16 protein-coding genes are annotated in these 13,279 nt (G+C 67.3%); 8 read left to right on the top strand and 8 right to left on the bottom strand.

All coding sequences use genetic code 11. The features are described 5' to 3' along the window. Positions 1 to 36 precede the first annotated feature (36 nt). The gene (locus tag ACW176_RS07035) at positions 37 to 543 is read right to left on the bottom strand and encodes a prolyl-tRNA synthetase associated domain-containing protein (RefSeq protein ID WP_492111411.1); all 507 of its coding nucleotides are present in this window, start codon (positions 541 to 543) and stop codon (positions 37 to 39) included. Positions 544 to 646: 103 nt separating this feature from the next. On the opposite strand from ACW176_RS07035, the gene ACW176_RS07030 reads away from it, so the two are divergent. The 4 genes from ACW176_RS07030 (at position 647) to ACW176_RS07015 (ending at position 2,690) form a co-directional block, all read left to right on the top strand. Further along, positions 647 to 1,390 (top strand): DUF6065 family protein, encoded by a 744-nt coding sequence (locus tag ACW176_RS07030; RefSeq protein WP_419253148.1) that lies wholly within the window; start codon positions 647 to 649, stop codon positions 1,388 to 1,390. Further along, on the top strand, positions 1,387 to 1,716 hold the full coding sequence (locus tag ACW176_RS07025) for a low molecular weight protein tyrosine phosphatase family protein (protein ID WP_492111410.1): 330 nt from the start codon (positions 1,387 to 1,389) through the stop codon (positions 1,714 to 1,716). The genes ACW176_RS07030 and ACW176_RS07025 overlap by 4 nt, the downstream gene beginning before the upstream one ends. A gap of 93 nt (positions 1,717 to 1,809) precedes the next feature. Beyond that, on the top strand, positions 1,810 to 2,376 hold the full coding sequence (locus tag ACW176_RS07020) for a hypothetical protein (RefSeq protein ID WP_492111409.1): 567 nt from the start codon (positions 1,810 to 1,812) through the stop codon (positions 2,374 to 2,376). Between the two features lie 2 nt (positions 2,377 to 2,378). Continuing rightward, a complete protein-coding gene (locus ACW176_RS07015; RefSeq protein ID WP_419319620.1) occupies positions 2,379 to 2,690 on the top strand; it encodes a winged helix-turn-helix domain-containing protein in 312 nt (103 codons plus the stop codon). Here ACW176_RS07015 and glmM read toward each other — a convergent pair. After that, complete coding sequence (glmM, locus tag ACW176_RS07010; RefSeq protein ID WP_492111408.1) at positions 2,687 to 4,033, bottom strand: phosphoglucosamine mutase; 1,347 nt, start codon at positions 4,031 to 4,033, stop codon at positions 2,687 to 2,689. The two genes, ACW176_RS07015 and glmM, sit on opposite strands and share 4 nt — an antisense overlap. A gap of 149 nt (positions 4,034 to 4,182) precedes the next feature. On the opposite strand from glmM, the gene glmS reads away from it, so the two are divergent. Further along, positions 4,183 to 6,003, top strand: a complete 1,821-nt coding sequence (gene glmS, locus ACW176_RS07005; RefSeq protein WP_492111407.1) for a glutamine--fructose-6-phosphate transaminase (isomerizing) — start codon at positions 4,183 to 4,185, stop codon at positions 6,001 to 6,003. Between the two features lie 18 nt (positions 6,004 to 6,021). After that, a complete protein-coding gene (locus ACW176_RS07000; protein WP_492111406.1) occupies positions 6,022 to 6,483 on the top strand; it encodes an SAM-dependent methyltransferase in 462 nt (153 codons plus the stop codon). 6 nt (positions 6,484 to 6,489) lie between these two features. On the opposite strand, the gene ACW176_RS06995 is transcribed toward ACW176_RS07000, so the two are convergent. Both ACW176_RS06995 and ACW176_RS06990 read right to left on the bottom strand, forming a co-directional pair. Continuing rightward, the gene (locus ACW176_RS06995) at positions 6,490 to 6,954 is read right to left on the bottom strand and encodes a nuclear transport factor 2 family protein (RefSeq protein WP_492111405.1); all 465 of its coding nucleotides are present in this window, start codon (positions 6,952 to 6,954) and stop codon (positions 6,490 to 6,492) included. Between the two features lie 102 nt (positions 6,955 to 7,056). Next, positions 7,057 to 7,461 (bottom strand): YkvA family protein, encoded by a 405-nt coding sequence (locus ACW176_RS06990; RefSeq protein WP_492111404.1) that lies wholly within the window; start codon positions 7,459 to 7,461, stop codon positions 7,057 to 7,059. A gap of 56 nt (positions 7,462 to 7,517) precedes the next feature. On the opposite strand from ACW176_RS06990, the gene ACW176_RS06985 reads away from it, so the two are divergent. Continuing rightward, entirely contained in the window at positions 7,518 to 8,300 is a 783-nt protein-coding gene (locus ACW176_RS06985; protein WP_419319614.1) for an SDR family NAD(P)-dependent oxidoreductase, read from the top strand. Between the two features lie 128 nt (positions 8,301 to 8,428). On the opposite strand, the gene ACW176_RS06980 is transcribed toward ACW176_RS06985, so the two are convergent. From ACW176_RS06980 to ACW176_RS06970, 3 genes are all read right to left on the bottom strand, one after another. Continuing rightward, positions 8,429 to 9,022, bottom strand: a complete 594-nt coding sequence (locus tag ACW176_RS06980) for a CC0125/CC1285 family lipoprotein (RefSeq protein ID WP_492111403.1) — start codon at positions 9,020 to 9,022, stop codon at positions 8,429 to 8,431. A gap of 119 nt (positions 9,023 to 9,141) precedes the next feature. After that, entirely contained in the window at positions 9,142 to 9,771 is a 630-nt protein-coding gene (locus ACW176_RS06975; RefSeq protein ID WP_492111402.1) for a LysE family translocator, read from the bottom strand. A gap of 42 nt (positions 9,772 to 9,813) precedes the next feature. Then, positions 9,814 to 10,218, bottom strand: a complete 405-nt coding sequence (locus ACW176_RS06970; protein ID WP_419319611.1) for an MAPEG family protein — start codon at positions 10,216 to 10,218, stop codon at positions 9,814 to 9,816. Between the two features lie 225 nt (positions 10,219 to 10,443). On the opposite strand from ACW176_RS06970, the gene ACW176_RS06965 reads away from it, so the two are divergent. Continuing rightward, a complete protein-coding gene (locus tag ACW176_RS06965; protein WP_492111401.1) occupies positions 10,444 to 11,769 on the top strand; it encodes a PQQ-dependent sugar dehydrogenase in 1,326 nt (441 codons plus the stop codon). A 220-nt stretch (positions 11,770 to 11,989) separates the two neighbouring features. Here the strand turns inward: ACW176_RS06965 and ACW176_RS06960 are convergent, their stop codons facing one another. Further along, a complete protein-coding gene (locus tag ACW176_RS06960) occupies positions 11,990 to 13,222 on the bottom strand; it encodes an argininosuccinate synthase (RefSeq protein ID WP_492111400.1) in 1,233 nt (410 codons plus the stop codon). Between the last annotated feature and the right edge of the window lie 57 nt (positions 13,223 to 13,279).

Genomic DNA, 13,279 nt, shown 5'->3' with positions numbered 1-13,279 from the left:
GGTCCCTCGAAGCGACAACCGCAATCGCCGGTTCGCTCAAGAGACGACTGTCATGGCCTCGAAGTCGACGATCATCGGCGTGATCCCCAGGACCGACAGGAAGGCGCGCAGGCCCTCTTGCGACACCGCCGTCGTGGCGTCGTTGCCCAGCGGATGGAAATTCACCGGATCGGCCCTGGCCAGGGCGGCGTCGAGCACGAAGCGCACCCGGCGCTCGACATCGTTGATCAGGCCAAAGGCGGTGACCGAGCCGGGCCTGACGCCCAGCGTCTCGACCATCATCGCTTCGGGCCCAAACGACAGCCGACCCGAGCCGATCACCGTGTGCAGGCGCTTGAGATCGATCACCGTCTCGCCCAGGGCCGAGATCAGCCACAGCTGACCCTTGGCATCCTTGAGGAACAGGTTCTTGGTGTGGCCGCCGGGCATGGCCGCCTTGATCTCCAGCCCTTCCTCCACCCGGAAGACGGGCGGATGGTCGAGGGTGGAATGGGCGATCGCGTGGGCGTCGAGAAAGGCGAAGAGGGCGGCGCGGGTCTTCATGCGCGCTTCCTAGCTCAGCCTTGCCGTTCGGGGAACTGGACGGCCTCGCCTCGCGGGCGCTAGACCTGAGCCAGGGATCAAGGAAAACAGGAAGACGCGCGGCATGGAACTGGAGTGCTATCCCACCGAGAACCGCCCGCCGGAGATCGTGCCGGGACGCCCGCAACGGGCCTGGATGGACCACTTCGCCGACCGCCACCCCTATCGCTGCCTGCCGCTGTCGATGGCCAACACCTCGGGCTGGGAGATCCTGTGCCCGGTCGGCTTCTCGATGACCTGGGACGGTGGGGCGCACCAGGAGTGCATCAAGTTCCAGCCCGACCATCCCTATCCGGGCTTTACCGAGTTCGTGAAGTCGCACTTCTCGCGCGGCACGGTGACCTTCCATACCGGCTATCTGTTCCGCACCCCGCCCGGCTGGTCGATCCTGACCATGGGCCCGCCCAACCACATCAAGGACGGCATCCAGCCGCTGGCCGGCCTGGTCGAGACCGACTGGCTGCCCTTCCCCTTCACGATGAACTGGCTGTTCACCCGCCCCGGCACGGTGCGCTTCGAGAAGGGCGAGCCGTTCTGCTTCATCATGATGATGCAGGACAAGGTGATGGATGACGTCCAGCCGGTGATCCGCTCGATGAACAGCAACCTGGACCTGCGCCGCCAGTACGACGTCTGGGCCGAGAAGCGCACCGAGTTCAACAGCCTGATCTTCAAGCGCGACCCCGAGGCCACCAAGGAGGCCTGGCAACGCTTCTACTTCAAGGGCGAATATCCCGAGGAGGTGCAGGCGGAGGCGCCGAGCCACCACGTCAACAAGCGTCGGCTGAAGGCGCCGAAACTGGGGTGAAGCGGGTCCTGTTCGTCTGCGGCAAGAACCGGCTGCGCAGCCCCACGGCCGAACAGGTCTTTTCGGCCTGGCCCGGCGTCGAGACCCGCTCGGCCGGCGTCAACGCCGACGCCGACGAGCCCCTGACCGGCGAGATGGTCGCAGAGGCAGACCTGATCTTCGTGATGGAGAAGGCCCATCGCGCCAAGCTGACCCGGCGGTTCAGGACCCACCTGAAATCGGCCCGCGTCATCTGCCTGGATATCCCGGACGACTACGCCTTCATGGACCCCGAACTGGTCAGGATCCTGCAGGCGCGGGTTCCGAAGTTCCTGCCGGCGCGCTAAGGTCATTCCAGAGCACTCTGCTTGACAGAGTGATATGCCTCTTGTAACTCTGCAGATCAGAGCACTCTGATCACCATGAACGGAGAGACCATCATGGGCATGACACGTGACGAGGCGGCGGCGGCGCTGTCGGAGATCGAGCGGACGGCCGAGCGCGGCCAGGTTCTGCGCGGCTACCAACACGCCGGACCGATCCTGATGCTGTGGGGCGTGATCTGGGCGACCGGCTACGGCCTGATGGGCGTGCTGTCGGAAGCGTCCTGGGGCACGATCTGGATCGTCCTCAACAGCCTCGGCTTTCTGGGCGCCGTCCTGATGCACCGCCGGGCCGGCGGCGGCGCAAGCGCGGGCGAGGCGAAGGCGGGCAGCTGGCGGATGGGGGTCGCCATCGTCGCCCTCACGGCGTTCTTCTTCGCCACCTTCAGCCTGTTCCAGGCGACCGACCCGGACCCTTATCTGGCGTTTCCGGGTCTGGTGACCGGATTGATGTACGTAGGCATGGGGCTGTGGAAGATGCCGCGCTACCTCTGGATCGGCGCGGTGCTGTTCGTGGCGACGCTGATCGGCTTCCATTTCTTCCGCCCGTGGCTGACCTTCTGGATGGCCGGTTTCGGCGGCGGAGGCCTGTTCCTGGCCGGCCTGTGGATGAGGAAGCTGTAGCCATGGCGGCGCAACCCGACGACCTGATCCATCAGCCCCTGCGCCTGAAGATCATGGCCGCCCTCTATGCGGAGCGGAACGCCGAACCGCTGGAGTTCACCCAGCTCAAGGCCGTCACCCAGGCGACGGACGGCAACCTGGGCAGTCATCTGGCGACCCTGGAAAAGGCCGCCTATGTCGAGATCCTGAAAGACCATGTCGGCAAGCGGCCCCGCACGCGCGCGGTGCTGACCCCGACCGGCCGCAAGGCCTTCCGCAGTCACGTCGCCTATCTGCGTGAAGTGGTCGAAGGGGTCGGGGAGGACGCGCCCTAGACCGCCTTCACCGCCGAGACGATCGACTTGACCACCTTGCGGACCAGGGCCGGGTCATCGCCCTCGGCCATGATGCGGATCAGGGGTTCGGTGCCGGAGGCGCGCACCACAATACGGCCGGCCCCGTTCAGCTGGCTCTCACCATCGGCGACGGCCTCTTTCACCGTCTTGGCTTCCAGCGGCTTGCCGCCGGCGAAGCGGACATTTTCCAGCAGCTGGGGCACGGGTTCGAACTGGCGCGCCAGGGCGCTCATCGGCTGGCCGGTCTCGATCATCACCGCCAGCACCTGCAGGGCCGCGATCAGGCCGTCGCCCGTGGTCGAGAAGTCCGACAGGATCAGGTGGCCCGACTGCTCGCCGCCCAGGTTGAAACCGCCCTCGCGCATGCGGGCCATCACATAGCGGTCGCCGACGCTGGTGCGCTCCAAGGTCAGGCCCTGTTCGCCCAGGAAGCGCTCGAGGCCCAGGTTCGACATCACCGTGGCGACCACGCCGCCAGCCTTCAGCTTGCCGGCCTTGGCGTAGGCGGCGGCGATGATGGCCATGATCTGGTCGCCGTCGACCACCTGGCCGTTCTCGTCGCAGATCACCAGGCGGTCGGCGTCGCCATCCAGGGCGATGCCGATGTCGGCGCGGTATTCCCGCACCAGCTTGGCCATCGATTCCGGATGGGTCGAGCCGCACTCGTGGTTGATATTGGTGCCGTCGGGATCAACGCCCAGCGGAATGACCTCGGCCCCCAGCTCGTACAGGGTGACCGGCGCCACCTTGTAGGCCGCGCCATTGGCGCAATCGATGACGATCCGCAGGCCGGCCAGGGACAGCTGGCGCGGGAAGGTCGCCTTGACGATCTCGACATAGCGGGCCTGGGCGTCGTCGATGCGCTTGACCCGGCCCAGGCCGCGCGGCGGCGCCAGGCCTTCCTGCAGGCCCTCGTCCATCAGGGCCTCGATCTTCAGCTCCTGGGCGTCCGACAGCTTGTAGCCGTCGGGGCCAAACAGCTTGATGCCGTTGTCGGCGAAGTCGTTGTGGCTGGCGCTGATCATCACGCCCAGGTCGGCGCGCATCGAGCGGGTCATCATCGCCACGGCCGGGGTCGGCAGCGGGCCAAACAGCCGAACGTCCATGCCGACGCTGGCGAAGCCGGCGACCAGGGCCGGTTCGATCATGTAGCCCGACAGCCGGGTGTCCTTGCCGATCACCACCAGGTGGCGGCGGTCGTCCTGCGAGCGGAACAGCTTTCCGGCCGCCAGACCGACGCGCAGGGCGACCTCGGCGGTCATTGGGTGCTGGTTGGCCTGGCCGCGGATGCCGTCGGTGCCGAAATAGGCGCGCTTGCTCATGGTCGCTCTGGTCTGGAGGCGGATCGCGAAACGATCCGAAATGCAGATTTATGTGGGAGAGGTCTGCACGAATGCTAAAGCCCGGCCGACGACTATACCCGCGCGGGTAGCCATAATCCCCGCCGGCGCGATTTACAAAGGACCATGGCATGTGCGGCATCATCGGCATCGTCGGAAACCAGCCTGTCGCTGACCGCCTGGTCGAAAGCCTAAAGCGCCTGGAATATCGCGGCTATGACTCGGCGGGCATCGCCGGACAGGTCGACGGAGTGCTGCAGCGCCGCCGGGCCCCGGGCAAGCTTCGCGAGCTGGAAAGCGTGCTGGCCCACGAGCCGCTGATCGCCACCACCGGCATCGGCCACACCCGCTGGGCCACCCACGGCGCGCCGACCCTGCGCAACGCCCACCCGCACATCGTCGGCAAGGTGGCGGTGGTTCACAACGGCATCATCGAGAACTTCGCCGAGCTGAAGGCCGAGTTGATCGCCGCCGGCCGCGAGTTCCAGAGCGACACCGACACCGAGGTCGTGGCCCACCTGCTGGACGCCGAACTGGCCACGGGCCTGTCCCCGCTGGACGCCTTCAAGGCCACCCTGGACCGCTTGCGCGGCGCCTATGCGCTGTGTGTGCTGATCGGCGGCGAAGACGAGGTGATCCTGGCGGCCCGCAACGGCCCGCCCCTGGCCGTGGGCTATGGCCAGGGCGAGATGTTCGTCGGTTCCGACGGCCTGGCGCTGGGCCCGTTCACCAACCGCGTCGCCTATCTGAATGACGGCGACTACGTGATCATCGACCACGACAGCGCCCGGATCTTCGACCACAGCGGCAAGCCCGCCGACCGCCCGATCAAGATCGTCCCGGCCTCGGCCGTGCTGATGGAAAAGGGCAACTACCGGCACTTCATGGAGAAGGAAATCCATGACCAGCCGGAGGGCTGCCAGCGCACCATCGCCGCCTATGTCGACCCGATCACGGAGCGCGCGACCGTCCCCGGCGGCATCGACTGGGCCGGTCTGGAGCGCATCCAGATCGTCGCCTGCGGCACCTCCTATATCGCCGGCATGGTCGGTCGCTACCTGATCGAGCAGTTGGCCGACCTGCCGGTGGATGTCGAGATCGCCTCGGAGTTCCGCTACCGCCAGCCGGCCATCCGCGCCAACGCCCTGGCCATCGCCATGTCGCAGTCGGGCGAGACCGCCGACACCCTGGCCGCCCTGCGCTATTGCCAGGCGGCCGGCATGAAGAGCGCCGTGGTCGTCAACGCCACTGAGTCGACCATGGCCCGCGAGGTCGACGTCGTCTGGCCGATCCATTGCGGTCCCGAGATCGGCGTGGCCTCGACCAAGGCCTTCACCGCCCAGGTCAGCGTGATGATCGCCCTGGCCATCGCCGCCGCCAAGGCGCGCGGCCGGATCGACGACGCCGAGGAGCAGCGGCTGGTCCGGGTGCTGCTGGAAGCCCCGCGCCTGATCGCCGAGGCCATCGGCCTGGAAGACGCCATCAAGGACATCGCCGCCGAGGTCGCCAAGGCCCGCGACGTGCTCTATCTGGGCCGTGGCCCGATGTCGGCCCTGGCCCTGGAAGGCGCGCTGAAGCTGAAAGAAATCAGCTATATCCACGCCGAGGGCTATGCCGCCGGCGAGCTGAAGCACGGCCCCATCGCCCTGGTCGACGACGAGACGCCGATCGTCATCCTTGCCCCCTTCGACAGCTGGTTCGAGAAATCGGCCTCGAACATGAGCGAGGTCATGGCCCGCGGTGGCCAGGTGATCTTCATCACCGACACCGAAGGGGCCCGGCACGCCCCGGCTGGCGCCAAGGTGGTGATCACCGCCCCGGCCTGCGACCCACTGGTCTCGGCCCTGGTGATGTCGGCCCCGATCCAGCTTCTGGCCTATCACGTGGCGGTGGTGAAGGGGGCTGATGTCGATCAGCCGCGCAATCTGGCCAAGTCGGTGACGGTGGAATAGGCGAAAAGGACAGGTCTGATGTCGATCATCATGACGCCGATCGGCCAGGTCCGGGGCGGTCGCGATGTTGCCGAAGACGATGACTGGGGCGCCAGCCGCGCGGCCATCGTCCTGGATCCGGCCCGGTTCGACGCCGAGGCCCTGATGGGGCTGGAGACCTTCAGCCACGCCGAGGTGATCTATGTGTTCGACAAGGTCACAGACGACCAGATCGTGACCGGCGCCCGCCATCCGCGCGGCAACACCGCCTGGCCGGAAATCGGCATCTTCGCCCAGCGCGGCAAGAACCGGCCCAACCGCATCGGCGTCACGGTCTGCAGGATCGTGGCGGTCGACGGCCTGACCCTGGAGGTCGAGGGCCTGGACGCCATCGACGGCACGCCGGTGCTGGACATCAAGCCGGTGATGCGCGGCTTTGCCCCGCGCGGCGAGCACCGCGAGCCCGACTGGGCGGGCGAGATCATGGAGAAGTACTGGTAGGCCTTGCTACCGCGCCTTCAGTTCCGCGCAGGCATCGGGCTCCGCCGTCCAACTGAGATCGGCGATGCGCCAGGTCCCCTCCTGCTTGACCAGCGTGAAGATATCGACGCCGCAATGGGTGGTGACGCCGCCCTTCTTGAACTCATAGGGCGCGGTGACCGTGGCCAGGGCGCCGCGACGCACGACCTGGGGCGACCACATCCGCTCTTCCAGGCCAGGCTCGATCCGCTTGCCGAACGAATCCTCGAAGGTGAAACGACGAGCCTGGGTCGCGCCGTCCGGCATGGTCCGCAGGGACATGAACCGGCCGTCGGGTAGCATCGTCGCGCGCATGGCCTCAGGATCGGCCGAGCCCAGTCCGTCGAAAAAGGTCTGCACGACAGCGACCACCGCCTTGTCATCGTCGATCGCGGGCGGTGGCGCAGCGGGCGCGGCCAGAACGGCGGCGAGGAGACCGGCGAGAAGCGGCATGGCAGGGTCCCTAGGTGACTCTTCAGGCGTTCAGCATGCCGCAGCAGACGCCGGCCTGGCCACCCCCATGGCAAACCCCAGCGTGCAGAGGCCTGAGTCGCCTCAGTCGTCGGCGGAGAGCCTGGCCAGGAACGCCTTGGCGGCCTCCCTGTGGCTGGCCTTGAGGTTCCTGCCGACGATCGCGATGACGGCGGCGATCACGGCCGCGTCGTCGGTCATGCCCAGGGCCGGCAGGATGTCGGGGATCACGTCGGTGGGCAGGACGAAATAGGCCAGGGCCGCCATCATCATGCCCTTGGCGGCCATCGGCGTGGCGGGATCGCGGGCGCACCACCACACCGACAGGGCGTCGGCGGCGAAGGGAATCTTCGCGGCGACCCTGCGGATCTTGGGCAGGAAGCCTCGCGCCACCCGCTCCTCATTGACCCGCACGGTGGCCGGAACCAGCGCCGTGGACGGGTCGAGGATCCGCTTTACGTCGGGGGACGGTTTGGCGTCGGCGCTCATCAGTCTAAAACCCTCTCCAAGCAGCAACCTTAAACGCAAAGCTTGGGGAAACGTCCATGAAACTCGACAACACCGTCGCCGCCGTCATCACCGGAGGCGCTTCGGGCCTCGGCGAAGCCACCGCCCGCGCCCTGGCCGCCCAGGGCGTCAAGGTCGCCCTGTTCGACATGAATGAGGCCCGCGGCGAGGAAGTCGCCAAGGAAATCGGCGGCGTGTTCTGCAAGGTCAATGTCACCTCAGACGCCGATGTCGACGCCGGCTTTGAAAAGGCCCGCGCCGCCCACGGCCAGGAGCGCATCCTGGTCAATTGCGCCGGCACCGGCAACGCGGCCAAGACCGCCGGCCGCGACAAGGCCACCGGCGAGACCAAGCACTTCCCGCTCGACGCCTTCGACCGCATCATCCAGATCAACCTGGTCGGCACGTTCCGCTGCATCGCCAAGTCGGCCAAGGGCATGCTGGACCTGGAGCCGCTGGAAGACGGCCTGCGCGGCGCCATCGTCAACACCGCCTCGGTCGCCGCTGAAGACGGCCAGATGGGCCAGGCGGCCTATTCGGCGTCCAAGGGCGGCGTTGTGGGCATGACCCTGCCGATCGCCCGCGACCTGATGAGCGAAGGCATCCGCGTCAACTGCATCCTGCCGGGCATCTTCAACACCCCGCTGATGAACAATGCGCCCGAAGCCGTGAAGGCCGGTCTGGCCGCCTCGGTGCCGTTCCCCAAGCGCCTGGGCAATCCCGAGGAATATGCTCACCTGGCCCTGACGATGATCACCAACGACTATTTCAACGGTGAAGACGTGCGCCTGGACGGCGGCATCCGCATGGCGCCGCGCTAAGCCGCATAAAAAAGCCCTCCCCCTTGATGGGGGAGGGTTGGGTGGGGGTGATGAGGCGCTTGCCGGCTGCATCGCCGTATCACCCCCATCCCCGGCCCTTCCCCCATCGAGGGGGAAGGGAGATGTCTCTACTTCTTCACCGCCGGCAGGACGATACTGGACGCCAGGTTGGTCATGATCTCGCGAGCGTCATAGGCGCGCGGATCGCCCTCGGGCTTCTTGCCCTTGTGCATGACGATCTCGGCGCCGGCCTCGAACTTCTCGATCGTCCGCACCTGACCGCGATCGGCGAAGAAGGGGTCACCCCAGAAGGGGTCCCAGCTGCGCCAGCCATAGCTGGGGCCGAAATAGCGCCACGACGGGCGCCAGTAGCCATAGGGATAGCCATAGCCAAAGCCCGGCCGCGCAAAGGGATCGGACTCGATCACGGTGCGCGCCGTGCGATCGGTGCGGCGGTCGGCGGTTTCGAACCAGTCAGCGCCCTGCTGCACGGTCAGCTCGGCAGCGCGGTACAGCAGATAGCGCTCGACGGTCTCGCGCGAGGTCAGGCTGTTGCCCGCAAAGCTGACGCGATAGCGGTCGGCCTCCAGGCGCAGTTCGGAGAACCCGCCGGTGACCGCCCCGGAGGTGGCCTTGGGCTGGTAGGGCGTAGCGGTCGCGCAGGCCGAAAGTCCGGCGGCGACGACCATGGCCGCCACGAGGGCGACTTTCTTCAGGGACATGGACAGCACTCCGTAACCCAAATTCACGGGTCTAGACTCTAACTCTGGCGACGCTTTGTGGTTTCGCCAAGGCGTTTGATTTCTGGCCGGACATCAGCGGGCCAATCAGCGGGCCCGTATCAGCCGCGCGACACGATCAGGATCGCCGCGCAGATCAGCAGGACGCCGACAGCGAAGGAAAAACCCCTGCGGAACACCGGCTCGTTCATCCGGGTCGACAGGGCCGCCCCGCCCAGGCCGTAGGCGCTCATGCTGATCAGATCCATGCCGATGGTGGCGCAGGCGAACATCAGGAGCTGCGGGACCAGTGGCCGGTTCACATCGATGAACGGCGGCAGGACAGCAGTGAAGAACAGCAGGGCCTTGGGATTGGCGATCTGCACGGTGAAACCGTCGACAAAGGCCGACTTGCCGGCCTTGACCGTGGCGACCGCGTGGCTCTCGGCGTTCTTCCAGCCGGCCCACAGGGACTTCAGGCCCAGCCAGACCAGATAGGCCGCGCCGGCCAGGGCCAGGATGTGGAAGGCCTTGGGAAAGGCGATGATCAGGGCGCCCAGGCCCAAGGCCGAGCCGATGAACCAGATCAGGGTGGCGCAGTTCATGCCCGCCACGCCCAGCAAGGCCGCGCCCTTGCCCTTTTCCATGCCGGTGGCGATGGCGAACAGGTTGGCGGGCCCCGGTGTGATGGCCATGACGAACATGGCGGCCAGGAAGGCGCCGTAGCGGGCGGGATCGACGGGAAGGGCCATGGCCACGCTATAGGTGAGGCCCTGCCCGTCGAAAAGCCGTGTTTAGACGCCCACCGTCGCCAGCATCCAGATCGCCCGTCCCAGGGCGCCAAACAGCAGGATCGCCGCGGCCGCCATCTGGATCACGAAGCCCAGCTCGCGCTTGTCGGGCGAGGCGGCATAGCCCAGGGCGTAGATCACCCGGCCCACGATCCAGATCACGCCCAGGATCGCGGCGACCATGTCGTTCCAGTAGATCGCGAACAGCCACAGCGAGGGCAGGAAGATCGGCAGCCACTCCAGCGTATTGGCCTGGACGCGGATGTGGCGCTCCAGCTCGGGATCGCCGGTCATGGTCGGAGCGTGGATGCCGCTCTTCTTGCGGGCGCCGCCGACGCGGACGCCCATCCAGATATAGACCAGCAGGGCCACCAGCGTGACGATGGCGACATAGGCGTGCGTTTGCATGTGAAGAAGCTCCCCGGTTCCCGAAACGGTCTGCGCCGTCCGGCGGGAACCTGTCATGGTTCGCGCCAAACCGGAACTCTTGCCCGTTTGCGGGGTTCGCCCCTCCGGGGACCAGGGACGGGAGGCCGCCATGCGCGTCGAATCCCCTGCGATCCGCGGCCGGTTTCCCTGTTACCGCCCCGCGTCCTCACCTAGGCTGACATCCGGACTGTACCGGACGCTCTCATGAAACGCCTGACCGCGGCCCTTGCGCTGCTCGTGATGCTTGTCGCCGCGCCCGTGATGGCGGCGCCCTATGTCCTGCCGCCAGGCCAGACCTGTGATGGCTGGCCGAGGCTGCCGATCGAGATGGCGCCCGGGATGTGCGCCGGCCTTGTGGTCGCCCCGCCGTCGGGGACCCGCGGCCTGTCGAAGCGGGTCCTGCGCATGCCACGAACCCTGGTGCAACTGCCAGGCGGCGACTGGATCGTCACCGACCTGGGCGGCTGGGATCCGGGCAAGGGGTCGGTCTGGCGGCTGCGCGCCGAGGCGGGGCGACCCGCCGTTCTGACGCCGTTGCTCAAGGGGCTGACGATGCCCCATGGCCTGGGGATCGGCCCGGACGGCCTGGTCTATGTCGGCGAGATGAGCCGCATTATCCGGATGAATCCCGGCGCGCCACTGCCGGCCAACACGGTCGAGGTGGTCGTCGCCGGCCTGCCGGACAACCGGCTGCACGACAACCGCCACCCCCTGTCCCACTTCATCTTCGACGCCAATGGCGACCTGCTGGTCAATGTCGGCGCACCGAGCGACCGCTGCCTGGTCAAGGGCAAGCCGGACGGAACGCCGCGCTGCGTCCAGAGCGAGGGGGCCGAGGCCCTGGCCGGCGTGCGGCGCTATCGCTACCTCGGCCAGGGGCGCTGGGCGGAGACCTACACCATGGTCGCCCGCGGCCTGCGCAACAGCCTGGCGTTGGCGCGGACGCCGGCGGGCACGCTGCTGCAGGCCGAAAACAGCTACGACTTCGACCCGGCGACCGACCGGCCGTTCGACGAGCTGAACGTGCTGGTCGAGGGCGGTCACTATGGCTGGCCCTACTGCTTCGACATGAAGACATCGACTCCCGGCTGGGGCGGGGCCACGAATTTCCGGTGCCGCTCGGCCGACCACGCCCGGCCGGCCCTTCTGCTGCCGCCGCATGCCGCGCCACTGGGCATGCTGGTCTATCAGGGCGGGCTTCTGCCGCAGCTCCAAGACCGGCTGCTGGTCAGCTATCACGGCTATCGCGCGACCGGCGCCCGGATCGTGGCGTTCGCCCTGGACGCCAAGGGGCTGCCGGTGGCGACGGCCGGGGCGCGGTACCCGGCCTATGGCGCCGGCGGCCTGGTATGGAAGCCCCATCCCGGTCCGGCGGCCGAGCCGCTGATCCTGACGCCGGGCTGGCAGGCCGTGGCGGGCAAACGGCCGATGGGCGCGCCGGTCGGGCTGGCGGTGGCTGCGGATGGGGCCGTCTGGGTGGCGGACGACCGGAACGGGACGGTGGTGCGGGTGTCGGTGGACCGGCCGTGACGGCTTCTTCAAATCCCTGGCTGCTACACCGACCGTCTCGGTGGAGTACGCGGGCCAGGTGACGGTGTTTCCCGGCCCCGGCGCGCCGCTGGTCGAACACTTTCACAGCTACTGCTCAAGCCTGGCCCGCCGCGCCGCCGCTGACGAGTAGGCCCAAGAACGAAAAAGGCGCCGCGAGCTGAGCTCGCGACGCCTTTCCATCGTCGATCTTTGGTTGGCCTCAGCCCTTCGTGCGCTGGTCCCGCTTGGCCAGCACGCGCAGGCGCAGGGCGTTGAGCTTGATGAAGCCGCCGGCGTCGCGGTGGTCGTAGGCGACCTTGCCTTCCTCGAAGGTGACCAGGTCCTGGTCGTACAGCGAGTAGGGACTCTCGCGGCCGATGACCGTGACATTGCCCTTGTACAGCTTCACGCGCACCTGACCGGTGACCTTCTGCTGGCTGTAGTCGATGGCCGCCTGCAGCATCTCGCGCTCGGGCGTGAACCAGAAGCCATTGTACACCAGCTCGGCGTACTTCGGCATCAGCTCGTCCTTCAGGTGCATGGCGCCGCGATCGAGCGTGATCGACTCGATGCCGCGGTGGGCGGCCAGCAGGATGGTGCCGCCGGGGGTCTCGTAGACGCCGCGCGACTTCATGCCGACGAAGCGGTTTTCCACCAGGTCGAGACGCCCCACGCCATTGTCGCGGCCCAGTTCGTTGAGCTTGGTCAGCAGGGCGGCCGGGGAGAGGGCCACGCCGTCGATGGCGACGGGGTCACCCTTCTCGAAGTCCATCGTGAAGATGTGCGGCTTGTCGGGCGCGTCTTCCGGCGCGATCGTGCGCATGTGGACGAATTCGGGGGCCTCGACCGCCGGATCTTCCAGCACCTTACCCTCGGACGAGGAGTGCAGCAGGTTGGCGTCGACGCTGAACGGCGCTTCGCCGCGCTTGTCCTTGGTGATCTGGATCTGGTGCTGCTCGGCGAACTCCAGCAGGGCCTCGCGCGACTTGAAGTCCCATTCGCGCCAGGGGGCGATCACGGTGATGTCGGGCTCGAGGCCATAATAGGCCAGCTCGAAGCGCACCTGGTCGTTGCCCTTGCCGGTCGCGCCGTGGCTGACGGCGTCGGCGCCCATCTTGCGGGCGATCTCGATCTGCTTCTTGGCGATCAGCGGACGCGCGATCGAGGTGCCCAGCAGGTACTGGCCTTCATAGACCGTGTTGGCGCGGAACATCGGGAAGACGTAGTCGCGCACGAACTCTTCGCGCACGTCCTCGATGAAGATGTTCTCGGGCTTGACGCCGGCGGCCAGGGCCTTGGCCCGCGCCGGCTCGATTTCCTCGCCCTGGCCCAGGTCGGCGGTGAAGGTAATGACCTCCGCGCCATATTCGGTCTGCAGCCACTTCAGAATGATCGAGGTGTCGAGGCCGCCCGAATAGGCGAGCACGACCTTCTTGACGGACTTGTCAGCCATGAGCGGGGTCCTTCCGGAGAAACACAAAGTCGGGCGCGTTCAAGGGCGCCGGGGGCG

This window comes from Caulobacter sp. FV1ye13L (assembly GCF_058681155.1).
Note: the sequence above shows the minus strand (reverse complement) of the source record. Positions and strands in the feature narration are given on the sequence as shown.